Origin of the sequence: Formosa sp. Hel3_A1_48 (assembly GCF_001735715.1) — a bacterium.
Classification (GTDB): Bacteria; Bacteroidota; Bacteroidia; order Flavobacteriales; family Flavobacteriaceae; genus UBA3537.
Map to the genome: position 1 here is coordinate 934,749 of NZ_CP017259.1, position 23,421 is coordinate 958,169.

Here is a 23,421-nt window from a genome sequence, read left to right on the forward strand (position 1 = left end):
TATGCGAACAATTTTAATTATTGGGGCAGGCAAATCTACAGCATATCTCGTAAAATACTTGCTGGAGAAATCTGAAGCTGAGCAACTACAAGTTATTCTTGCTGATAAAAATATTGAATTCGCGGCAAAACTTATAAATCAACACCCCAATGGGAAAGCCATCACTTTTGATGTTTTTGATGCAAAGCAACGTGCAAAAGAAATACAAAAAGCAGATGTAGTGGTGTCTATGTTGCCTGCGCGATTTCATATTGAAGTGGCCAAAGATTGTTTGAATTTTGAAAAAAATATGATCACCGCTTCTTATGTAAGTGACGAAATGCAAGCCCTAAATGATGCCGCCAAAGCAAAAGGCCTGTTGTTTCTAAATGAAATGGGCGTAGATCCGGGTATCGATCATATGAGTGCCATGCAAGTTATAGACCGCATCAAGGCCAAAGGTGGCGAGATGATTCTTTTTGAATCGTTTACCGGTGGACTTGTAGCCCCCGAAAGTGATGATAATTTGTGGCATTATAAATTTACATGGAACCCCAGAAATGTAGTCACCGCTGGTCAAGGTGGTGCTGCAAAATTTTTACAAGAAGGTAAATTCAAATACATCCCATATCACCGCTTGTTCCGAAGAACAGAGTTTTTGGAAGTCGACGGCTATGGCCGTTTTGAAGCTTACGCCAACAGAGACTCCCTCAAATACCAAAGTGCCTATGGATTGGACCACATCCAAACGCTGTACCGAGGCACCATCAGAAGAGTTGGATTTGGAAAAGCATGGCAAAAATTTATCCTGTTGGGCATGACGGACGATAGCTATACCATTGAAGACAGCGAACACATGAGTTACCGCGATTTCATAAACTCCTTTTTGCCGTATAGCCATACCGATTCAGTAGAGCTCAAACTCAGACATCAATTAAAGATTGATCAAGATGATATCATTTGGGAAAAGCTGGAAGAATTGGATTTATTTAATCCAAACAAAAAAGTAGGACTCAAAAATGCGACGCCTGCCCAAATTTTGCAGAAAATTCTCATGGACAGTTGGACCCTCAAAGAAGAAGACAAAGACATGATTGTGATGTACCACAAATTTGGATATCAACTCAACGGAAAAAAACACCAAATTGATGCGACTATGGTATGTAAAGGCGAAAATCAAACCTACACCGCTATGGCAAAAACCGTTGGTTTACCTGTTGCTATAGCTACAATAAAAATGCTTAATAACGAATTTGAGCTAAAAGGTGTTGAAATTCCAACAAAAAAGGCCATATATGAATCAATTTTGAAAGAATTAGAATATTTTGATATCATTTTCAAAGAAAAAGAAGTAAAATACTTAGGATATAATATACTAAACACTTGATTTAGTTATAAATTATAAAATTTTTACATACTTTTGCGTCATTGAACCAAATAAATAATAAAAAATGGCCAAAGTTTCGATAGACGGTATTGATAAAACAATATTAAGAGCATTAATGAAAGATGCACGAACACCAGTTCTTGAAATTGCGCGAAGTATAGGGATTTCTGGTGCTGCAATCCATCAAAGGTTACGAAAATTAGAAAATTCTGGACTCATTGCAGGCTCTAAGTTTGTGATTAATCCCAAAGTATTGGGGTACAAAACAATGGCCTTTGTAGGGGTCTATTTAGAAAAAGCAAAAAACAATGCTGATGCTGTACGGCAACTCAAGCGTATTCCAGAAGTATTAGAATGCCACTATACGACTGGCGATTGGAGTATTCTTATTAAAATCCTTTGCAAGGACAACGAGCATTTAATGAACGTTCTCAATAAAAGTATTCAAGATATTTCTGGTGTTTCCAGAACAGAAACGTTTATTTCTTTAAACCAACAACTTGACAGGCAGATTAAAATTTAATCTCTACCAAAGATTTGAAGTCCCCAATATATCAAAGTCGCCAATGCACCTAATGCAGCCACTAAATAAGTGCGCGCCGCCCATCTCAGAGCATCTTGTGCGCCGTCGTATTCTTCGCGAGAGACCATATTTTTGTTCTTTAACCATGCTAATGCTCTGTTACTGGCATCGTATTCAACAGGAAGGGTTACAAAACTGAAAGATGTGGCAACAGCCATCAACACAAAACCAAGTACAGCTACCCAATACCCAAGCCCTAGCCCTGCACCAAAGCCAAGCATCAGTCCAGCTAAAATCACCCACATGGAAAGCCGCGAAGAAATACTCACTATAGGCACCAAAGCAGAACGCATTTCCAGCCAACTGTAGGCCTGAGCATGTTGTACCGCATGACCACATTCGTGTGCCGCAACAGCGGCGGCAGCAGCATTGCGTTCGTGATATACCGCTTCACTCAGATTTACTGTGCGGTCTTTTGGATTGTAATGATCTGTTAAACGTCCTTTAACAGAGACCACACGTACATTATTTATCCCATGATCCGATAACATCTTTTCAGCAATTTCTGCACCAGACATGCCGTTTCTTAAATATGTTTTGGAGTATTTGGCAAATTTACGTTTCAAAGTTGAACTCACCATCCAACTCACCAAAGCAATAATTCCAAGTAATAAATAATAAGTTCCCATAGAATTAAATTTTTTAGAATTTATACATTAAAAATAACGCCAATCCTTGAAAAAGTGAAATTTTGGCAGTTAAGGTTTTCGGTATTTTATAATAAGAAGCAAAATCACAAATGACGATGCCATCGTTATGGAATTGGCTAAAATCATGGATAAACTTTCTTTATAAATTCCATAAATCAACCAACAGACAATCCCAATAAAAAACAAAGTAAACGTAGTCAGAGAAAATGCAGACACATCCTTGGTTTTCCATGTTTTGTAAACTTGCGGTAAAAACGAATACGTAGTAAGAGCAGCAGCAAGTAATCCTACACCTTCAATAAGATCTAAATCAGCCAACAATATTAACAATTTTTCCAGGTACAACAATCACTTTCTTAGGCACTCTTCCCTGCAGTTGTGCAATGGTTTTCTCGTGTGCCAAAACCGTTTGCTCAATTTCATCATTACTTAAATCCATTGAAAGCTCTAATGTAAAACGCATTTTACCATTAAATGAAATTGGATAATTTTTTGAACTTTCTACCAAATAACTGGGCTCGAAGACAGGGAACTTTGCACTTGAAATAGAATCCTGATGCCCTAATTTGGCCCACAACTCTTCAGCAATGTGTGGCGCATAGGGTGAAATCAGAATTAAAAGTGGTTCGAGAACCGAACGACTCGAACAACCCTGAGCAGTAAGCTCATTTACAGCAATCATAAAATTAGAAACCGATGTGTTAAACGAAAACTGTTCTATATCCTCCGTTACTTTCTTGATGGTTTTATGTAGTGTTTTTAGTGCATCCTTTGAGGGTGATTCATCAGTCGCTTTAATTCCTGAGTCGTTTACATACAGTTTCCATAGTTTTTTTAGAAAAGTACTTACCCCAGTTATTCCTGCGGTATTCCAAGGTTTATACTGCTCTAACGGCCCCAAAAACATTTCATACAAACGCAATGCATCAGCACCATAGGTTTCGCATATTTCATCTGGATTGACGACGTTGTATTTTGATTTTGACATTTTCTCGACCTCACGCCTTACTTTAAAACTACCGTCATCAGACAAGTGGAACTCTGAAGTTGAAAATTCTTTTCGCCACAATTTGAACGCTTCAATATCCAATTCATTAGAAGCATTTACAAAACTAACATCCGCATGAATGTATTGAACGTTTTCATTGGTAATTTTGTCGTAAGACATAAAAGTGTTGCTGCCATTTACTCGGGCCACAAAAGCACTAGTGCCCAAAATCATCCCTTGGTTGATGAGTTTTTTCGCAAACTCATCTACTGGAAGGTAGCCCAAATCAAATAAGAATTTTTGCCAAAAACGCGCATACAATAAATGACCAGTCGCATGTTCGCTTCCTCCGATATACAAATCAACCTCTTGCCAATAATCTAGGGCTTCTTTACTTGCAAATTCATCGCTATTATGAGCATCCATATAGCGGTTGAAATACCATGAACTTCCTGCCCAACCCGGCATGGTGTTAAGCTCTAAGGGAAATATGGTTTTGTGGTCAATTGTGGTATTGCTTACCACTGTATTTTTTTGAGTGTCCCAAGCCCAAACCTCAGCGCGTCCTAAAGGTGGCTCTCCTTCTTTAGTTGGGAGATATTTTTCAACTTCAGGAAGTGTTATGGGTAAATGGCTTTGATCAATCATTTGTGGTAAGCCGTCTTCATAATATACTGGAAATGGCTCACCCCAATAGCGCTGTCGAGAAAATACAGCATCGCGTAGGCGGTAATTTATTTTTCTTTCCCCTTGACTGATATCTTCCAATGCTTCAATTACACGTTTTGTGGCAGACTTAAAATCTAATCCGTCCAAAAATTGACTGTTCCCAATCTTAGTTTTTGACTTATCCGTAAATGCTTCTTCTGAAATATCAACACCATCAAAAATATTAGGAATAGAAATATTGAAATGCTTGGCAAAATCATAATCTCTTTGATCGCCACAGGGGACTGCCATAACAGCACCTGTTCCATATCCTGCGAGCACATAATCACCAATCCAAATGGGGATGGATTCTTTGGTGAAAGGGTGCTCCGCATATGCCCCTGTAAACACCCCTGAGATGGATTTTACATCGGCCATGCGCTCGCGTTCACTCCGCTTGGAAGTGGCCAAAATATACTGCTCTACAGCCTCTTTCTGAGTTTCCGTAGTGATGGATTTCACCAACTCATGTTCGGGTGCTAGGGTCATAAATGATACTCCAAAAATCGTATCGGGACGGGTGGTAAAGACTTCAATTTTAGTATCAAAACCAACTACATTAAATCGAACAGAAGCTCCAACAGATTTTCCAATCCAATTGCGCTGACTTTCTTTTAAAGCATCTGTCCAATCTATTTTTTCTAAACCTGTCAAAAGGCGATCTGCATAAGCAGAAATACGCATACTCCATTGCGTCATTTTTTTTCTAACTACTGGATAACCTCCACGCTCAGAGACCCCATTGACAATCTCGTCATTGGCCAAAACGGTTCCCAATTCTGGACACCAGTTTACCTCTGCTTCTGCTAAATACGTCAATCGGTATTGCAACAAGTGTTGTTGTTGCTGTTGCGCTGAAAAAGCATTCCATTCTTCAGCAGAAAATATGGCTGTGTTTTCATCACAGGCGGCACTAATGTGTTGACTCCCCTTTGATGAAAAGTGTGCAATTAGCTCTGTAATAGGTTTTGCTTTATCATCCGTTTTGTCATACCATGAGTTGAACAATTGAATAAAAATCCACTGTGTCCATTTGTAATAATCTGGTGAAGAGGTGCGTACTTCACGACTCCAATCAAATGAAAAACCAATTTGATCTAGCTGACGACGATATGTGTTAATATTTTTTTCTGTGGTGACAGCAGGGTGCTGACCCGTTTGTATGGCGTATTGCTCAGCAGGAAGTCCAAAGCTATCATAGCCTTGGGGATGCAACACATTAAAGCCCTTATGACGCTTGTAGCGCGCATAGATATCAGAGGCTATGTACCCCAGTGGATGCCCTACATGTAAACCGGCTCCACTTGGGTAAGGGAACATGTCTAAAACATAATATTTAGGCTTATTGGTGTTAGTCTCCGCCTTAAAGGTCTTGTTTTGCGCCCAGTAATTTTGCCACTTAGCTTCAATTTCCTTGAAATTGTACGTCATAATTCCTACTTTATTGATTGCAAATTTACATTTTATTTGAGGAAGTTTTATATTTTTACAAAACCAAGACAACTGCAATGGGCTCAACATTTGAAAAACATCAAAAAAGACGACTAATTTCCTCCTATTTTTCGGTCGTAATCAGCATCAGCTTGGTGCTGTTTTTATTAGGCGTTTTAGGAATTTTACTGATTAATACAAAACATATTTCTGATGAATTTAAAGAAAAAGTCGTGCTTACGATTTATTTGGAGGATGAAACAAAACCCATTGAAATCAATCAACTAAAAAAAAGTTTAAGTTTAGCCAACTATGTAAAACAAACACGATTTATCTCGAAAGATGAAGCCGCTGCGTTTATGACCGCGGAATACGGCAAAGACTTTCTAGACGATGTCGGCTATAATCCACTCAAAAATTCTCTAGAAGTCAATCTACTTGCCCCTTATGTTACTGCAAAAAGATTAGATAGTATTTCAGAAAAAGCGCTTCAGAAAAATTTTGTGGAAGATGTAAAATACGACAAGGATTTAGTTGCTCTAATGAACAATAATGTAAAACGGCTGGGAGGCTGGATCTTGGCCATCAGCGGCCTGTTTGCACTTATCGCCATGTTACTAATAAACAGCTCGATACGACTGGCCGTGTATGCCAAACGTTTTTCGATTAAAACCATGCAAATGGTTGGTGCTACAAAACAGTTCATTAGAAAACCATTTATTTTGAGAAATATACGTCTAGGTATTCTAGGAGCACTCTTAGGCATAGGAGTAAATTGTCTTTTAATTTATTATTTAAATGCCTCATTCCCTGAACTTAAACTCATCAATTATCCTCTTGAGTTAGGCGCTCTATTTCTAAGTATTCTTTTGATCGGTATCTTTATCACATGGATCAGCACACATTTGGCAACACAGCGTTTCTTAAATCTAAAAACCGATCAACTTTACTACTAATATTAAAAAACCATGGGAGAAAAAAAACGTAAAGAAGCAATAAAACAAAACTTTGTTTTTGAAAAAAGAAATTATATCTGGATGTTTATCGGCTTAGCTTTCATAGCTCTTGGTTTTGTACTTATGTCTGGAGGCGGATCGAACGATCCAAATGTGTTTAGTGATGCAATATTTAACACCCAAAGAATTCGCATAGCGCCCACCCTTGTTCTTATTGGGTTCGGGATTCAAGTCTATGCAATACTTCTAAAGCCCAAAGCCTAGATGGATATAATAGACAGTCTTCTTTTGGGAGTTATACAAGGGCTCACCGAATTTCTTCCCGTATCCTCAAGCGGGCATTTGGAGTTGGGAAAAGCATTGCTTGGCGACACTTCTTTACCAAAAGAAAGTATGATTTTCACTGTTGTTCTTCATTTTGCAACAGCACTGAGCACCATTGTGGTTTTCCGAAAAGACCTCTTGGAAATTATTATGGACCTGACAAAATTTGAATGGAATGTAAATACGCAATTTGTCTTTAAAATTGCTGTTTCAATGCTTCCAGCGGTACTTATTGGTCTTTTATTTGAATCTCAATTGGAATCTCTTTTTTCAAACAATATTTCTCTAGTTGGCGCCATGCTCATTGTTACGGGTTTACTGCTGCTTTTGGCTGATCGCGCACAAAACACGACCAAAAATGTAAATTTCAAAAACGCTTTTACCGTTGGCCTCGCACAAGCTATAGCTATGCTTCCGGGCATCTCAAGATCTGGCGCAACTATCTCTACTGCTGTCCTTCTAGGTATAGATAAAACTAAAGCAGCACGTTTCTCATTCTTGATGGTTATACCCTTGATATTTGGTAAGATTTTTAAAGATTTATTAAGCGGAGAATTGACTTACGACAGCACTCAATTGACAACATTAAGCATTGGCTTTATATCCGCTTTCCTTTCGGGATTGGTAGCTTGCACATGGATGATTAAGCTTGTGAAAAACAGCAAACTAAAATACTTTGCACTCTACTGTGGCCTCATTGGAGTTCTTGCAGTATGCGCAACATTTTTCAACACATGAAGACTGTAGAGGATTTTAAAAATGGACAGCTTTTAGCCATCGACAAACCCTTGAAATGGACCTCCTTTCAAGTGGTGAATAAATTGAGATGGCATATTAAAAAAAAGTTCGAGCTCAAAAAAATTAAAGTAGGTCATGCAGGAACATTAGACCCTTTGGCAAGCGGGCTTCTGTTGATATGCACAGGAAAAATGACCAAGCAAATTCAGGACTTTCAAGCACAAGTAAAAACCTATACGGGAAGTTTTGTGCTGGGCAGTACAACTCCATCCTATGATTTGGAAACAGCGATTGATAAGTACTTCCCTACAGAACATATTTCAGAAGAATTGATCTATCAAACCGCAAAAAAATTTGAAGGGAAAATCCAGCAACAACCCCCTATTTTTTCGGCACTAAAAAAAGACGGGAAACGCCTCTATGAATTTGCCAGAGCAGGAAAAGACGTGGTAATTCCAACAAGAGAAATTACTATCGATTATTTCAAAATCAAAAATATTAAAGATCATAAAATTGACTTTGAAATCCAGTGTAGTAAAGGAACTTATATACGATCTTTAGCCCATGACTATGGAAGGGCACTTGATTCTGGGGCACACCTCTCAGCATTGAGGCGTACAAAAATCGGTGAATTTTCTGTTGAAAATGCCATTTCCATTGAGGCGTTCGTAAATAATTTAAATTTGGATTGATTCTTGAGGGAATACAAGGTATGACATCACTAAAATACTTAATCACAGGCTCTCTTTTTTTTGTTTTACTTTCGTCTTACGCTCAAATCGACGATAGAGAACAAGGCTTGTTTTATAAAATTGGGATTGCCACAACATTGGCTTTAAATGAGAATTACGAAGTTTTCAATAAAGATGATGATGACCTTTTATTGAAAATTAATGCTCTTTTCATAAACAATACTTTAGGCTATAGATTTAGTACAAAAACATCGATTGGGTTAAATTTAGAAGCTAATTTTCACCCTGAACCGTTCAATCGATTTTATCCGGCATTTTTAGATTTTCGGTACAACATCATTGATAAGGACGACAATGGGTTTATACGTTTTGGCTATGGTGTTCTCATCCACAACAGCAAATTAAATAGAGGGACTTTGTATAAAATAGGCTTAGGCGGTGAGTATTTTCTTGAAAATTCTAACAAATCTATTTTGTTTGGCATAGATTTTATGAGAAAACGTTTTGGATATCGACAAGAAAACAAATTGAGTAGTGTTGCTCTTTTTCTGGAACTTATTTTCTAGCCTAAGACCAAAAAACAGTATTGCTGCAAACAAATTAAACATAGCTGCACAATTCTAAAACAAATAAGGCCTGATCTTTTACTGTGAAGAAGCAGTATCGTCGTAAGGTACAAGATCCAAAAGTTTTTGAATCACTTCTACCCTAGCGCGCATTTTCTTGTTGGCCTTAATGACGATCCAAGGGGCAAACTTTGTGTCTGTTTTTTCAAACATTTTAGTTTTATACAAAGTATAATCGTCCCAACGCTCCAAAGCAGTTTGATCTACTGGGCTAAATTTCCATTTTTTGACTGGACTTGATTTTATATCATTAAAACGACGTTCTTGTTCATCTTTATTGATAGAAAAATAAAACTTTACCAATCGGACTCCAGATTCAACAAGCATTTGTTCAAAACCATTGACTTGATTCATAAAAATCCTATACTCCTCTTCTGTACAAAACCCATTGACAGGTTCAACAACAGCACGGTTGTACCAACTGCGGTCAAAAAAAGTAATCTGTCCACTGCGTGGTAAATTTTTAATATAACGCTGAAAATACCACTGTTCCTTTTCCTCAGGAGTTGGTTTTGGCAGAGCCACAACATTAAATTCCCGAGGATTTAAATGCTGAGTAATTCTGCGAATAGCTCCCCCTTTTCCTGCCGCATCACGGCCTTCAAAAACAATAACTAATTTTTCGCCTTTCGCCTCAACCCATTGTTGAAGCTTAATTAACTCCTCTTGTAATTTTTTGAGCTTATCTTCATAATTTAAAATACGAAGCGCCTTAGCTACAGTCATATCGTCTTCTTTAAAAAAGAGCTTCAACCCGCGCTTAGAGTTTAATTTTTTGATGTTTTTTGGCGTTAAATTACTCATCATCAATCGATTTGGTTGATCATTCTGTGGTAGCGCTGAACTACGTTAGGATCGGGAAGAATTGTGGTATTCGATTCCCCTTTACGATCGTATTCAAATTTAGAAAGCACATAGCGGATGCTCTCTAGGCGCGCTTCTTTTTTGTTGTTGGTTTTTATGATAATCCAAGGACTAAAAGACGTATGCGTTTTACTAAACATTTGTTCTTTATATGAGGTATATAAATCCCATCGCTTTTGCCCTTCTTTATCAACAGGACTAAACTTCCATTGTTTTAATGGGTTGGCCAATCGAGAATTGAATCGTCTTAATTGTTCGTCTTTCGAGATAGAGAACCAAAATTTTATAATGATCACGCCATCTTCAGAAAGCATGTGCTCAAACTCTGGAACTTGAACCATGTATTTTTTATATTGCTCGTCGTTGCAAAAGCCCATCACAGGTTCTACCACCGCACGATTGTACCAACTGCGGTCAAAAAATACCAATTCTCCAGGTTCAGGCAATTCCTTAATGTAGCGTCTAAAATACCATTGTCCACGCTCTACCTCTGTTGGTTTTGTAAGCGCAACCACACGCATAGAACGCGGATTCAAATGCTCTGTAAAACGACGAATGGCGCCTCCTTTTCCGGCTGCATCACGGCCCTCAAAAACCACACAAACACGCTTTTTGTGCTTCGCTACCCATTGCTGTAAATCTACAAGCTCTGCTTGAAGTTTCAACAACTCTGTTTCGTAATGTACCCCCTCAAGAATAGCCGCATACTTCTTTGGTTCTAATTTTGATTTTAGAACAGATTTAAAAGATGCTGCATCTGAAAGTGCTTCGAAATCTTTAGTTGTCAAGGACCCCATAGATAAATTTACAAATTAGTTATTGCCAACAATGGAGGATTAAAACGGCAGATCGTCTGGTTCATTTTCTTTTAAGTCTGAAGCAGGCTCAAAAGCTTCCATTGGAGGTACAGGCGGTGCCGTAGCGGCAGCTTGATTTTGTTGTACGCTATCAATACGCCAGCCTTGAATGGAATTAAAATGCTTGGTTTCTCCCTGAGGACTTATCCACTCACGACCACGTAAATTGATCCCTACTTTTACTTGCTGTCCCACTTGAAAGTTATTCAATAAATCCGTTTTATCTTGTACAAAATCGACCGATAGGTGTTGCGGGTATTGCTCTTCGGTTGTCACCACCAACTCACGCTTTCTAAAGCCATTAGACCCGACTGTTTGTGTTTCTCCTATTAATTTAATTTTTCCTTGTATTTCCATGTTTAAATATGCGTTTATTTTTATTTTAATAATATACACCAGGCCTTTTGAACTTGGCCTTCGCGCAAATAATCTTGGGCCTTTTGGTGCAGTTCTTTTTTTGTTTTTAAACTTTTGTGCTCCTGATTCTTACAGAAATCGTCGATTTCATTTTGGGTTGGCAATGCTTCTACATTACCTAAAAGTCCTAAATCATTACCAGTTAATATAGTGCTATTACGTAGCTCTTCTGGCAATGCATCAATACCGATACCCAATGTTCTGAGCGGCTTTGGGATTTCTAGAAACCCGTCTTTGGCTCGAATATAATAACTTCCTCCTCCTCGTGCAACCAAATCTAGTTTTTCTTGATCAATTTCTCCTTTAATATTCAGCACTTCGTCTGAAACATGGAGTTTCAAAACTTTGCAGATCACCAGATTTCCTGCGCCTTTGTCCTGACCTAAGGGCTTTATTTCAATGACTTTACACTCCATTTGAATGGGTGACTCTGCAACGCGAAAAGGCCGTACCAATTCAGATTTTAGCATTGTTAAACCCGATTTGTCAAACTCATTAACGCCTTTGGCATATTCTGTACTGCTAAGCGACATTTGCTGAATCATTCCATAATGCACTACATTTATCACCACCTCTGGAACATCTTGAACGTTTTGAAGTGTGTGTTTGGTTGTATTGTCACGAACGCGACGCGCTGGTGAAAAAATCAAAATTGGTGGATTTGAACTGAAAATATTGTAAAAGCTAAAAGGAGATAGGTTAGGATTTCCTTCCGCATCAATTGTACTGGCAAAGGCAATAGGGCGTGGCGCCACAGCACTAGAAAGAAGTGCTTGCATTTGTTGAACAGTGCAGTCTTTTGGAACAAAGGAAGTCATAAGCTTAAATATATGACAAAATTAACAAATATGTCGTGAGATAAAAGAAGTTGATGGAAATTTAAAACAATAATATCAACATAATTACATTATATTTAGTGCTGAAAAAAAATATCCAATGAAATTAAGTTCAAATCGGTCAATAATCAATTGGGTTGTTATTCTGGTATCTTTTATTATAGTTTCCTTGATTTTGTGGAATACCTATCGCTTTTTTCAAAAGTTTAAAGATGAAGAACGCATCAAGATGGAGAATTTTTCTGAGGCGCAAAGAGAACTTGTGAAAACCCAAGATCTGGATGGTAACATAAGCGAATTGCCTTTAACAATTATTCAAAGCAACACAACAACACCCATGATCATTGAAGATTCAAAAGGGGTGTTTCAATCCAATAACGTCGAAATACGTACAGAAAACAATCAGCAGTACCTCAAAAAATTAAGTGAAAAATTTGCCAAAGAGAACACCCCAATTCAAGTTATATACAATGGCGAAGTACTATCAACATTTTATTATGGCAACTCGGATTTATTGAACAAATTAAAATATTACCCTTTGGCTCTGGTACTTATTATCGTTTTATTTTTGGGACTTATTTACTTTTTTTATCGAAGTTCACGGATTGCTACTCAAAACAAATTATGGACCGCTATGGCCAAAGAAACGGCACACCAAATTGGGACCCCCTTGTCCTCGCTCATTGGATGGGCTGAATTGCTCAAAAATGAAAACGTAAATTCTACATATATTGAGGAAATCAACAACGATATCAATAGACTTGAAACCATAACTGAACGCTTCAGTAAAATTGGCTCTATCCCTCAACTGACACCCACAGATATTGTCCAAGCAACAAGGAATTCCATTTTGTATTTGGAAGCACGAAGCAGTCAAATGATCACTTTTAATTCCAAATTGCTTGAAGGTGCTGTTTTAATTGACCTCAACGAGGCGCTCTACAGTTGGACTATTGAAAACTTGATAAAAAACAGCATTGATGCCATGAAAGGCAAAGGCGATTTAAATATTGTGATGGAAGACAAACCAGAAGAGGTTTGTATACTGATTTCAGATACGGGCCAGGGGCTTTCCAAAAAACAATTCAACACTATTTTTGAAACGGGCTATACCACCAAAAAAAGAGGTTGGGGACTTGGGCTTTCACTAGCCAAACGCATCATAGAACAGTATCATGATGGTAAAATTAAGGTGCTTTCTTCAGAACTGGGAAAAGGCACTACTTTTCAAATCACGCTCAAGAAGTCGATATAAAACGAGCAATAGCCGTTGCTGTAGCTTGAAAATCTTCTGAAGTTGATTTTTCTTTTTTAATGAATTGTGCATCTTCCATAGTATTCAATGGAATCAAATGTACGTGTACGTGCGGCACTTCTAGTCCGATGACTGTGAGTCCAATGCGTTTACAAGGAATTGCTTTTTTGATTGCTATGGCTACAGTTCGAGAAAAAGCCATCAATCCATTGTACGTAGTTTTGTCTAAATCAAAAAGTTGATCTACTTCTTTTTTGGGTATGCAAAGCGTATGTCCTTTAGCATTAGGATTGATGTCCAAAAAGGCCAAAAAGTCATCAGTCTCTGCGACTTTGTGGCAAGGAATTTCTCCAGAAATTATTTTTGAGAAAATTGAAGACATCGTTGATTTTTATCGAGTGATTTCTAAAATTTCAAACTTGATAACACCATTGGGGACTTGAATTTCAGCAATATCTCCTACGCTTTTTCCAAGCAGACCCTTTCCGATTGGTGAATTCACAGAAATTTTACCTGCTGCCAAATCAGCTTCGCCATCGGCAACCAACAGGTAAGTAAGCTCCATGCCATTGGCTTGATTTTTTATTTTCACATTAGACAAAACCAATGCTTTGGAGGTGTCCAATTGCGATTCATCTATCAGACGAGCCCCAGCTAGGGTGTCTTCAAGTTTAGAAATACGCATTTCGAGCATACCTTGTGCTTCTTTGGCAGCGTCGTATTCGGCGTTTTCACTCAAATCTCCTTTGTCTCGAGCTTCTGCAATTGCCTTAGAGGCTTTCACGCGTTCCACGTCTTTGAGTTGCTGCAACTCATCACGCAGTTTTTTTAGCCCTTCGGCTGTATAATATGAAACCTTACTCATTAGTTCAAGTTGTTGTTTTAATTTAGATTTAGGTTGTTTTTTTAGCTATTAGCTAAAATAGAAAAAATCTCGCGTTTACGAGATTAGAATACAAATATACAAAATATTTAACTTCTACTGTATTTTGTTGTATTTTGGCATAGCTTTTATAAATTCCATATGATAATGCTGCGCAAACCTCTGCTTTTTCTATATGATTTGGGAACAAAATTCTTTTGTTATTCTTTGCTGTGTTTATTGCTCTTGAATTGCTCAGATGGGAGTAATTATGATGAAAATTGTGATTTTCTATTGAACGTAGGTGTCAATGTAAGCTTAAACCTAAACCTATCACAATACAACCAATTGAGTTTTCCAAGCAATCCTGTATACATACCCAATGAAGGTAATGGCGGTATTATTGTCAACAACACCGGTACAGGTTATGTTGCTTTTGATGCGGCAGACCCCAATACTCCACTCAGTAACAATTGCTTGATACAAATCATTGACGGGATCGGTGTGAGTAGTTGTGATGAAACCCACAAATATGATTTGGTGCTTGGCCTCCCTTTTCAAAATACTAATTTGCGTTGTTCGCTCAAGCCCTATCGTGTAGAACGCAACGGCAATGAATTGTTTGTTTATAATTAAATAAAAACCCCACACCAATAGTGCAGGGTTTTATAATCAAATCATTTGTAATTTAAAACATCAAGGTCATACCTAGCAAAAAGTTGCGCGTTGCTTGTGGGTAGTATCCTTGTATTTCGGTGGCTGTAGGGCCGCTCCAAGTATCCAGATAAGTGAAACCACGGTCCACATACTCTAAATCAAAAAGATTATTGACCATGCCCGTAAAGACAATAGAATCAAATACATTATTCACGGGAAGAGTGTACGTGAAATTAAAATCTGTTACAAAATAGCTGTCCAACTTAGAGGCCTCAGTATCGGTATTGCTCAAGTATTGCTCCCCAACATATTTGCCTATCAATGCGGCTCTGAACTTTGTATTCGGCGCATATTCTAAAGCGTGTGTCGTAATCAAATCAGGTGAAAAAGCAATATTGGTATCGTTTAAATTTTGCACAGCACCATCACGATTGATGGTCAAATCCTGGATTTTGTTTTTGCTTAACGCAAAATTTGAGACTAAAGACAATTGCTCTGTAAGTACAATACTAACGTCTAATTCTAGTCCTAAACGGTAGCTTTTATCCACATTTTCACGAAGGTACTCGCCGACGTTGTCCAATGCGCCGCTAAGCACGAGCTGGTTGTTGTATTGCATATAATATACATTGGCATTTAAGCGTAGGCGGTCACTTTCATGACGCCACCCTAATTCAAAATCATTCAACTCTTCGTGTTGTACATCTACAGCGTTACTTTCAAAATCGTTCCGATTGGGCTCTTTATTGGCGCGCGCATAGGAAACATAAAGACTGTTGCCTGGATTCAACGTATAAGTAAACCCTAACTTAGGATTGAAAAAATCAAAACGTTCATCTATATCGATTGGCGCCCTGTCCGATGTTAGCCCTGTAGTTGTATAATTTACAAATCGCCCTTGGATATCCAAAAAGGCCTGCAGTTTTTCGGACATTCTAAAAGTGGCTTTAGAAAAAATACTAAAGTCAGACTTATCCGAAATACTCAAATAATAACGGTCTCTAATATTTGTTTCAGAGGCCAAATCACTACCCCAAATAATTTCACCATAATGATCATTGGTATAGTCGCTATAAGAAATGCCTGTAATGAGTTCCAGACTATTCTTTTTGTAAGTCACATTGGCATTTGCTACATAAAAATGATTGTCTAACCAACGGCGAACGACAACGTCGCTGTCTTCATTGATAAGATTGTTGTAATCCGCTGCACTGCGTCCGTCTTTGAATTGCTCAAAATACCCTTTACCCCTAGTGTAATTAAGACCAATATTAGTCGACCAATTGGCATTTAATGTTTCAATCCAATGCAACTGGTAGTGATCCTGCCAATAGTTATCTGTCTCATTGTCGTAGGTATAAGGATTCTGAGTACGGTCTTCCTCTAATTGATCTTTAGAAAGACCATACCATGCTTGGTAGGTTTTTTCTTTTCCTCCAAAAGCAATGGCTTTGACTATAGTGTTTTTATCAACATAATTTCCTTGTAAATAATAGGATTTCAAATCTGTAAAAGCACGGTCAACATAACCATCAGAATAAATTTTGGAAAGTCTACCCGCAAACTCAAAGTGATCATTCAAAAGGCCAGTCGTAAATTTAATACTGTGCTTTCGAGTCCCAAAAGAACCAAATGAATTGGCAATTTCGCCGCCTGCGTTCTCTGAAATACCATCCGTCAAGATATTTAAGCTTGCCCCAAAAGCCCCCGAGCCATTGGTAGATGTACCAACTCCACGTTGCAATTGTAAACTTTCAACTGATGAAGCAAAGTCTCCAAGATTGACCCAAAAGGTACCCTGACTTTCAGCATCATTGTAAGGAATTCCATTAATGGTGACATTGACTCGCGTAGCATCGCTTCCTCGTACTCTAAGATAAGTGTAGCCGATTCCTGTACCAGCATCAGAGGAAGAGACAACAGATGGAAGATAATTCAAAAGCACAGGGATGTCTTGTCCTAAATTACGCTTTCGAATATCCTTTTTAGTGAGATTAGAATGTGTGATTGGTGCATTGGGTTGTACACGAACTGCTTTAACCAAAACCTCATCGAGATTTTGTGTTTGGGTTGAATCCTGTGGTTGTGCTTCTTGTGCCCATAGTGGTACTACCAAAATGAATGCAAGATAAAGAATGTAATTTTTCATACGATTGTTTTTAAATAATCGAATAAAAAGAGGTCATTATTCTTTGTTAATAATAAATAAAATATAAACTGAAACGCTTTGTTTCAGACGATTCCCTAAACAGCATTACCTGTTCTAGGTTCAATGGGTATGATCTCAGCCATGCGGCACCCCTTTTTTGAGAACGACACAAAATTACATTAGAAAATATATTTATGCTAATTATTAAAAGACTTTTTTAATCCTCTAATTGATGTGGTGCTTTGAGTAAATCTGCTATTGATTTTACCGGAGTAAATGTAGTAAGGGGCACCTCTACAAAAATGGTATTCCAGCCAGCCATACCCCCATTCCAAAGGCCTGGGCGTTCAAGTGTTTTGAGTTTCTTTCCATATTTGTTTTTGACCGCCACAAAATGAGTGTTTAAATCAACAAACTGTTCTAAATCATACTTTTCTCCTTTATAATCTCTAATGCCACAAACAAGATCAACAGGATTAAAATGAGTTGAAGATTTTGAAATCGCTTTCTGGTGTTTGGAATTAGTATTGATTTGATTCATTTCAACAATTTGAAGGCTTAATTCTCCATTTTCTTTTTTAACCCAAAATGGACCACCACCAGGTTCGCCTTCATTTTTAACCATTCCACAAACGCGAATTGGACGATGAATACGCGATTTCAAATACTCTATCTTAAAATGATGCGCATATTTCTCAAATTCTTTGCTGATAAACACATTCATTTGATCAGATAGAAAATTAGCAATTTCATTAACTCTGTTTTCATTAATTGATGAATCATCTAACTCCAAAGCATAATCAAAAGCTTGCTTTTGAATTTTTAACAACAACCCTGCTAAAACATTCTTATAAAATACCATCAGATCCCCACGGTGCTGCATAAGCACATTATCAATGTTTTTGATGAAAATCAAATCTGCATCAATCGCGTTTAAATTAGAAATTAAAGCCCCATGTCCAGAGGGTCTAAATAATAATTTGCCCTCTAATCTAAAGGGCGTGTTATCAAGGCCTACGGAAATTGTATCCGTTTTTGGGTCTTGAAAAGAGTAGTCAATTTCAAACTGTGTTTCTGTTTTGGACTCCACAATGGTTTTGATGGTTTCAAAATGAGCCACAAACTGTTGGTGGTGATCTTTTGAGACTGTAAAGTGAAGTGAGGCCTTACCGCCAACAGAAGCGTACTTGCTAGCTTCAATCAAATGCTCCTCGAAAGCAGTCGATACATACGAGCGGTAATTATGAAAAGGCAATAATCCTTTAGGGTATTCGCCAAAGTTAAAATGTTCTTTTGCTAACATAATCTCTACAAACAATAACCGTCTTTGATCTAAAGTCATTTGTTTATATTCTGGATAATTCTTTTTCAATGCAGCAAAAACTTTGTCGTGAAATGGTAGCTTTTCAACGGTAACAAAAAACAAAAATAAATCTATACTTTTTGTTCTGTTAACATAGGAATTAATGGTTTCTTTATTGATGTTATAATTATCCAAAAACAAATAAAGACTTTTAAACATTCTGGATGCTGCACCAGAAGCTGGAACAAATTTTATAATAGAAATATTCTCTTTTGAAGTCTTATAGAAAGAGGCGTAAAAGTCAACTTCTTTATTATTCATCTGAACAATACCATTACCCACGACAGCTGGGGCACACAAGTTTATGTTTGTGTTTTTATTGGTAAAACATGAAAGTTGATTTTCGATCGTTTTAACGCCTAAGCCTCTTTCAGTAATTTGACTAATTTCTTTGGCTGTAAACTTCAATTTCTTGTGCTTATTAGTTGATCTATATGAGCTATAGCAGTATTAAATCGTTGCCTTTTAGTTCCTTCCAAAACAATGAAAGGTACATTTTGCGCCTTAAGCGCCCCCTCAAAGCATTCAAACATATATTCACGCTCATTAGGCTTGTCACGTAAATCGTCTCCTACCCATGGAACGTCAATGCCGCATAAAAAGTATAAATCATATGAGTTTTTTTTGATATTTAACACAATTTCAGGAGGGCAATAGCCATCATAGTAAATTTCTGAATAAACTTTAATTTGTAAAAGATTGGTGTCACAAAAAAGGATTTTATCGGCGAGCTTTGCTTTGTTGTTTTCCAATTGCATTTGCCCCTCAGCTATTGGGATTAGGTCTGATTTGGTACATACGGCGCGTTGATGATCCCATTTGTGTTGTAGATATTGTCGCATATACTCAGGAACAAACATTGTTTTGTAATGTGTCGCTAATTCTTCTGCAAGAGTAGATTTCCCTGTGGATTCAGGTCCAAAAAGAACAATCCTTACACAAGCTGAAGCTATTTTACTAATTGTTTTTTCCATTCAAAATATCCTTGAACCGCTAGAATTAAAAAAATAATAAATTGTAGTCCTGAAAACCCAAGTCCTTTAATAAAGTATAAAGGGATAGAGATTAAATTACCAACAATCCAAAAAAGCCAATGTTCAATTTTTTTGTTGGCCATAAGCCACATTGCCGCAAAAAACACAGCTGTTGTAAACGTATCAAAATAATCGGTTAGTCGATCGAAACGATCAAAATAAAAATACACTAAAACAACAAACGTAGCCGTGCCTACAAAAATAATCAATGCATTGGACATGTCTTTGATCGAAGCATATGAAACTTCAATAGTACTGCCTTTTATAAAACGGCGCCACATATACCAACCATATAAACTCATCAGTGTGTAATAGCTATTGATGATCACATCCCCATAGAGAGAAAATTTAAAACAAATATATATGTATAAGGATGTGCTGATAATTCCTGTAGGAAATACGAGAATGTTTTCTTTTTTCGCATACCAAACACTAAAAATACCTAGTACAACTGCTGCTATTTCAAGAGCAATATCTAGTGCAGGTGCTGAAGTATATGGCGCTACAAAAAAATCAATCAATTCGTTCATTTGCTTGGTGTTGTTATGGCAAATCCAAATCCGTTAAATTCTAAAACTAATGCTTCAAATCGTTGCCGTTGATTCTTGTCCAAAATCCATGCCGTTGTTGATTCTTGATCAGCACCAATAGGCAAAACTAACATCTGTTCTTTAAAAGATACTCCTAGCTTGGCGTATAACTTATACAATGATTCTTTAATGCACCATATCCAAGTTAATTGCTTAATATAATGCTCTGAGTAGATATTAAGGTAAGCAGCTTCATAGCCTATGAACTTTGAAGCTATGGCTGTGATTTTTTGGCGTTGTTTTTCAATATCAATGCCAACAGCTGATGTGCTAATGACTACCGCTGCGTAAGTGTAGGAATGAGAAATCGATATAAAGAGACCATTCTCAAGGTGAGGTTTGCCATATTCATCATAAATTAAATCAGAATCAGAGTACCCAAAGGCTTTTAAAAGCAGACGTACACTCAAAAACGCACGCTGATGTAGTTCGCTTTTCATTTTTTGAACCCTTTGACGACTTTCCTCTTTTAAGTCGGTATTTGACATCAAAAAATCTAAAGACTCAACAATATGCCATATTTTAACATTAGTTTGTGAGTTAACCTGTATGGTTTTGTAAAGTGGCATAAAAATTTAAAAAGTTAATAACTATATTTGCAAATAATTAAATCCAAAACGAAAGTACACTATTTTGAGCGTTTTTTCTAAACACGTTCAAATTATAAAAACTAAACTTATGAGCGTCAAAACCCTCCCTTATGTACCCTATAAAGTAAAAGACATGTCTCTAGCGGAATGGGGGCGAAAAGAAATTGAACTTGCAGAAGCAGAAATGCCTGGGCTGATGAGTCTTCGTGAAGAATACAAAGACAGTCAACCCCTAAAAGGGGCCCGAATTGCTGGATGTCTTCACATGACAATTCAAACAGCAGTACTTATTGAAACTCTTGTTGCCCTTGGTGCTGAGGTAACATGGAGTTCCTGTAATATTTTTTCAACACAAGACCAAGCAGCAGCAGCTATTGCTGCGGCAGGAATTCCTGTTTATGCCTGGAAAGGAATGAACGAAGAAGAATTTGATTGGTGTATTGAGCAAACTTTATTTTTTGGCGATGATCGAAAGCCACTGAACATGATTTTGGATGATGGAGGAGATCTTACTAATCTTGTTTTTGATCATTATCCAGAACTTACTGCTGGAATCAATGGGCTAAGTGAAGAAACAACAACTGGGGTTCACCGCTTGTACGAACGAATGAACAACGGTACATTAGCCATGCCAGCAATAAATGTAAATGACTCCGTAACCAAAAGTAAATTTGATAATAAATACGGATGTAAAGAAAGTGCCGTTGATGCTGTACGCAGAGCTACCGACACCATGCTAGCTGGAAAACGTGTTGTTGTATGTGGTTATGGTGATGTAGGGAAAGGCACTGCAGCCTCGTTTAGAGGTGCAGGAAGCATCGTGACCATTACAGAAATTGATCCAATATGTGCACTTCAAGCAGCTATGGATGGCTTCGAAGTTAAAAAATTAGAAACTGTTTTACCTGTAGCTGATGTAGTTGTGACTGCTACTGGAAATAAAGACATCGTACAAAGTCAGCATTTTGAAGCCATGAAAGACAAAACCATTGTTTGCAACATTGGACACTTTGATAATGAAATTGATATGGCTTGGCTCAATGAAAATTTTGGATATACCAAAGACGAAATCAAAGCACAAGTAGATAAGTATACGGTCAATGGTAATGACATTATCGTATTGGCCGAAGGCCGACTGGTGAATCTTGGATGTGCGACAGGACACCCAAGCTTTGTAATGAGCAACTCCTTTACAAATCAAGTCTTAGCACAAATAGAATTGTGGAACAACAAAGATGCTTACGAAAACAAAGTATATATGTTGCCTAAACATTTGGATGAGAAAGTAGCCAAATTACATTTAGAAAAAATTGGCGTAGAGCTTACAGAGCTCCGAAAAGATCAAGCCAGCTATATTGGGGTAAAGCAAGAAGGTCCTTTTAAACCTGAGTATTACCGCTATTAAGCTAAGCATTTATCATAAAGTCAAAGTTAATTCTTTGGCTTTTTTTTTGGATCAATTAATTATTAGCCATAAAAAATGAACCTTTTACGAGCAAAAAAGAAAGATTTAAAAGGGATTATGGACATCATCAAAGATGCGCAGGAGCTGTTGGCAAACCAAAACATTGATCAATGGCAAAATGGATATCCGAATGAATCTATCATTAGCAATGATATAGACAACAATGAAAGCTACCTACTGAAATCCCACGATCAATCGCCTATTGCAACCGCTATGTTTTCTACTAAAAATGAGCCGACTTATTCAAAAATAGAAGGCAGCTGGTCAGATCCAGATCAAACAATATACGGTGTGATTCACCGAATGGCAGTTGCAAAAAACCACAGGGGAAAAGGATTCGCTAAGTTCATTTTTAAGAAATGTGAGCAGATGCTTTATGAACATAAAATTCCTTCCATGCGTATCGATACACACGAAGAGAATTTAGGAATGCAAGAACTACTCAAAACTATGGGTTATGCGTACTGCGGAATTATTTATCTAGAAAATAGTGACAAGCGCTTGGCTTATGAAAAACTATTATATAAGGCACATTAGACCAAAAAAAAGCTCCGCAATGCGGAGCTTTTTATATAAGGTTTATTGAGAACTATGCCTCAAAAGGAACAACAGAAACATAAGATTTGTTGTTCTTCTTTTTCTCAAACTTAACAACGCCATCAATTTTAGCGTGTAAGGTGTGGTCTTTTCCAGCGTAAACATTTTCACCTGGGTTATGTGCAGTACCTCTTTGTCTAACAATGATGTTACCTGCAACAGCAGCTTGCCCACCAAAAATTTTGACGCCTAAGCGTTTCGATTCTGATTCTCTACCGTTTTTCGAACTTCCGACTCCTTTTTTATGTGCCATTTTATTTCGATTTAAATGATTATAATTTAGCTAAGGGCTGAGATTAAATCTGCTTTTTTCATGGCAGAAATTCCTGTTATACCTTTCGCTTTCGCTAGTTCCTTAAGTTGTGCAACTGTCATTTTGCTAAAGTCTTGCACTGGAGCTTCTGCTTTTGGAGCAGCTTTTTTGGCCTTAGGCGCTGGCGCTTCAACTTTGGCAGCTGGTTTTTGTACTTTTTTAGCAGGGGCAGCTTTTTTAGCGCCTGTTGCTGTAATATTATCAATTTGGATCTCTGTTAAAGCTTGGCGATGACCATTCTTCACTCTATATCCCTTGCGTCGTTTCTTTTTGAATACGACTACTTTATCACCTTTCAGGTGCTTTAAGACTTTTGCTCCTACTTGAGCACCGTCTATAGCGGGGGCGCCTACTGTGACCTTGTCGCCGTCAGCCAAGAGAAGTACATTGTCAAAAGCGACCTTTTTTCCTTCTTCTGTTTGCAAACGGTGGACAAAGACTTTTTGGTCTTTTTCAACTTTAAATTGTTGCCCTGCTATTTCTACAATTGCGTACATAGCGTTACGTTTT

Annotated in this window: 27 protein-coding genes; 11 read left to right on the plus strand and 16 right to left on the minus strand. The window is 37.5% G+C overall.

From position 1 onward, the window contains the following. Position 1: 1 nt before the first annotated feature. The gene (locus FORMA_RS04255; RefSeq protein ID WP_069674487.1) at positions 2–1,366 is read left to right on the plus strand and encodes a saccharopine dehydrogenase family protein; all 1,365 of its coding nucleotides are present in this window, start codon (positions 2–4) and stop codon (positions 1,364–1,366) included. Between the two features lie 64 nt (positions 1,367–1,430). After that, positions 1,431–1,889 carry an Lrp/AsnC family transcriptional regulator gene (locus tag FORMA_RS04260; RefSeq protein WP_069674488.1) on the plus strand — a complete coding sequence of 153 codons (459 nt, stop codon included), beginning with the start codon at positions 1,431–1,433 and terminating at the stop codon, positions 1,887–1,889. Here FORMA_RS04260 and FORMA_RS04265 read toward each other — a convergent pair. The 3 genes from FORMA_RS04265 to leuS all read right to left on the minus strand — a co-directional run bounded on the left by FORMA_RS04265 (position 1,886) and on the right by leuS (position 5,726). Continuing rightward, positions 1,886–2,578 carry a zinc metallopeptidase gene (locus FORMA_RS04265; protein WP_069674489.1) on the minus strand — a complete coding sequence of 231 codons (693 nt, stop codon included), beginning with the start codon at positions 2,576–2,578 and terminating at the stop codon, positions 1,886–1,888. The genes FORMA_RS04260 and FORMA_RS04265 overlap by 4 nt on opposite strands. Before the next feature lie 69 nt (positions 2,579–2,647). Further along, a complete protein-coding gene (locus FORMA_RS04270) occupies positions 2,648–2,917 on the minus strand; it encodes a SemiSWEET family sugar transporter (RefSeq protein ID WP_069674490.1) in 270 nt (89 codons plus the stop codon). Further along, positions 2,910–5,726 (minus strand): leucine--tRNA ligase, encoded by a 2,817-nt coding sequence (gene leuS, locus FORMA_RS04275; protein ID WP_069675441.1) that lies wholly within the window; start codon positions 5,724–5,726, stop codon positions 2,910–2,912. The genes FORMA_RS04270 and leuS overlap by 8 nt, the downstream gene beginning before the upstream one ends. A 77-nt stretch (positions 5,727–5,803) precedes the next feature. Here leuS and FORMA_RS04280 point away from each other — a divergent pair, with 77 nt between their 5' ends. The 5 genes from FORMA_RS04280 to FORMA_RS04300 are packed head-to-tail and all read left to right on the plus strand — an operon-like array spanning position 5,804 to position 9,002. After that, complete coding sequence (locus FORMA_RS04280) at positions 5,804–6,682, plus strand: cell division protein FtsX (RefSeq protein WP_069675442.1); 879 nt, start codon at positions 5,804–5,806, stop codon at positions 6,680–6,682. A 12-nt stretch (positions 6,683–6,694) separates the two neighbouring features. Further along, positions 6,695–6,946: a DUF3098 domain-containing protein gene (locus FORMA_RS04285; protein ID WP_069674491.1), complete on the plus strand. Its 252-nt coding sequence runs from the start codon at positions 6,695–6,697 to the stop codon at positions 6,944–6,946. Then, positions 6,947–7,744 (plus strand): undecaprenyl-diphosphate phosphatase, encoded by a 798-nt coding sequence (locus FORMA_RS04290; protein ID WP_069674492.1) that lies wholly within the window; start codon positions 6,947–6,949, stop codon positions 7,742–7,744. After that, positions 7,741–8,436 (plus strand): tRNA pseudouridine(55) synthase TruB, encoded by a 696-nt coding sequence (truB, locus tag FORMA_RS04295; protein ID WP_069675443.1) that lies wholly within the window; start codon positions 7,741–7,743, stop codon positions 8,434–8,436. Before FORMA_RS04290 ends, truB begins: the two co-directional genes overlap by 4 nt. A 20-nt stretch (positions 8,437–8,456) precedes the next feature. Further along, complete coding sequence (locus tag FORMA_RS04300) at positions 8,457–9,002, plus strand: hypothetical protein (RefSeq protein ID WP_157506024.1); 546 nt, start codon at positions 8,457–8,459, stop codon at positions 9,000–9,002. A gap of 78 nt (positions 9,003–9,080) precedes the next feature. Here the strand turns inward: FORMA_RS04300 and ppk2 (FORMA_RS04305) are convergent, their stop codons facing one another. From ppk2 (FORMA_RS04305) to FORMA_RS04320, 4 genes are read right to left on the minus strand one after another with little or no spacing between them, the layout of a single operon-like run. Next, complete coding sequence (gene ppk2 / locus FORMA_RS04305; RefSeq protein WP_069674494.1) at positions 9,081–9,869, minus strand: polyphosphate kinase 2; 789 nt, start codon at positions 9,867–9,869, stop codon at positions 9,081–9,083. Next, a complete protein-coding gene (gene ppk2 / locus FORMA_RS04310; RefSeq protein ID WP_069674495.1) occupies positions 9,869–10,723 on the minus strand; it encodes a polyphosphate kinase 2 in 855 nt (284 codons plus the stop codon). The genes ppk2 (FORMA_RS04305) and ppk2 (FORMA_RS04310) overlap by 1 nt, the downstream gene beginning before the upstream one ends. A gap of 39 nt (positions 10,724–10,762) precedes the next feature. Further along, the gene (locus FORMA_RS04315; RefSeq protein ID WP_069675444.1) at positions 10,763–11,140 is read right to left on the minus strand and encodes a DUF3127 domain-containing protein; all 378 of its coding nucleotides are present in this window, start codon (positions 11,138–11,140) and stop codon (positions 10,763–10,765) included. Positions 11,141–11,160: 20 nt separating this feature from the next. Continuing rightward, positions 11,161–12,018, minus strand: a complete 858-nt coding sequence (locus FORMA_RS04320; protein WP_069674496.1) for a flavin reductase family protein — start codon at positions 12,016–12,018, stop codon at positions 11,161–11,163. Positions 12,019–12,136: 118 nt separating this feature from the next. Here FORMA_RS04320 and FORMA_RS04325 point away from each other — a divergent pair, with 118 nt between their 5' ends. After that, positions 12,137–13,291 (plus strand): sensor histidine kinase, encoded by a 1,155-nt coding sequence (locus FORMA_RS04325; protein WP_069674497.1) that lies wholly within the window; start codon positions 12,137–12,139, stop codon positions 13,289–13,291. Here FORMA_RS04325 and FORMA_RS04330 read toward each other — a convergent pair. Together FORMA_RS04330 and greA are read right to left on the minus strand one after the other, a co-directional pair. After that, positions 13,275–13,673 (minus strand): HIT family protein, encoded by a 399-nt coding sequence (locus tag FORMA_RS04330; protein ID WP_069674498.1) that lies wholly within the window; start codon positions 13,671–13,673, stop codon positions 13,275–13,277. The genes FORMA_RS04325 and FORMA_RS04330 overlap by 17 nt on opposite strands. A 9-nt stretch (positions 13,674–13,682) precedes the next feature. Then, positions 13,683–14,156, minus strand: a complete 474-nt coding sequence (gene greA / locus FORMA_RS04335; protein WP_069674499.1) for a transcription elongation factor GreA — start codon at positions 14,154–14,156, stop codon at positions 13,683–13,685. A 291-nt stretch (positions 14,157–14,447) separates the two neighbouring features. On the opposite strand from greA, the gene FORMA_RS04340 reads away from it, so the two are divergent. Next, the gene (locus FORMA_RS04340) at positions 14,448–14,789 is read left to right on the plus strand and encodes a hypothetical protein (RefSeq protein WP_157506025.1); all 342 of its coding nucleotides are present in this window, start codon (positions 14,448–14,450) and stop codon (positions 14,787–14,789) included. 52 nt (positions 14,790–14,841) lie between these two features. On the opposite strand, the gene FORMA_RS04345 is transcribed toward FORMA_RS04340, so the two are convergent. From FORMA_RS04345 to FORMA_RS04365, 5 genes are all read right to left on the minus strand, one after another. Then, positions 14,842–16,959: a TonB-dependent receptor gene (locus FORMA_RS04345; RefSeq protein WP_069674501.1), complete on the minus strand. Its 2,118-nt coding sequence runs from the start codon at positions 16,957–16,959 to the stop codon at positions 14,842–14,844. Between the two features lie 217 nt (positions 16,960–17,176). Then, positions 17,177–18,730 carry a DUF4301 family protein gene (locus FORMA_RS04350; protein WP_069674502.1) on the minus strand — a complete coding sequence of 518 codons (1,554 nt, stop codon included), beginning with the start codon at positions 18,728–18,730 and terminating at the stop codon, positions 17,177–17,179. After that, the gene (locus FORMA_RS04355; protein ID WP_069674503.1) at positions 18,727–19,296 is read right to left on the minus strand and encodes an AAA family ATPase; all 570 of its coding nucleotides are present in this window, start codon (positions 19,294–19,296) and stop codon (positions 18,727–18,729) included. Before FORMA_RS04355 ends, FORMA_RS04350 begins: the two co-directional genes overlap by 4 nt. Continuing rightward, entirely contained in the window at positions 19,272–19,886 is a 615-nt protein-coding gene (gene pnuC, locus FORMA_RS04360) for a nicotinamide riboside transporter PnuC (protein ID WP_069674504.1), read from the minus strand. The genes FORMA_RS04355 and pnuC overlap by 25 nt, the downstream gene beginning before the upstream one ends. Next, positions 19,883–20,515 carry a 4'-phosphopantetheinyl transferase family protein gene (locus FORMA_RS04365; protein WP_069674505.1) on the minus strand — a complete coding sequence of 211 codons (633 nt, stop codon included), beginning with the start codon at positions 20,513–20,515 and terminating at the stop codon, positions 19,883–19,885. The genes pnuC and FORMA_RS04365 overlap by 4 nt, the downstream gene beginning before the upstream one ends. Positions 20,516–20,624: 109 nt before the next feature. Here FORMA_RS04365 and ahcY point away from each other — a divergent pair, with 109 nt between their 5' ends. Both ahcY and FORMA_RS04375 read left to right on the plus strand, forming a co-directional pair. After that, the gene (gene ahcY / locus FORMA_RS04370) at positions 20,625–21,941 is read left to right on the plus strand and encodes an adenosylhomocysteinase (RefSeq protein WP_069675445.1); all 1,317 of its coding nucleotides are present in this window, start codon (positions 20,625–20,627) and stop codon (positions 21,939–21,941) included. A gap of 75 nt (positions 21,942–22,016) precedes the next feature. Further along, a complete protein-coding gene (locus FORMA_RS04375; RefSeq protein WP_069674506.1) occupies positions 22,017–22,538 on the plus strand; it encodes a GNAT family N-acetyltransferase in 522 nt (173 codons plus the stop codon). Positions 22,539–22,590: 52 nt separating this feature from the next. On the opposite strand, the gene rpmA is transcribed toward FORMA_RS04375, so the two are convergent. Next, positions 22,591–22,851 carry a 50S ribosomal protein L27 gene (rpmA, locus tag FORMA_RS04380; protein WP_069674507.1) on the minus strand — a complete coding sequence of 87 codons (261 nt, stop codon included), beginning with the start codon at positions 22,849–22,851 and terminating at the stop codon, positions 22,591–22,593. Between the two features lie 26 nt (positions 22,852–22,877). After that, positions 22,878–23,408: a 50S ribosomal protein L21 gene (gene rplU, locus FORMA_RS04385; RefSeq protein WP_069674508.1), complete on the minus strand. Its 531-nt coding sequence runs from the start codon at positions 23,406–23,408 to the stop codon at positions 22,878–22,880. Positions 23,409–23,421 lie beyond the last annotated feature (13 nt).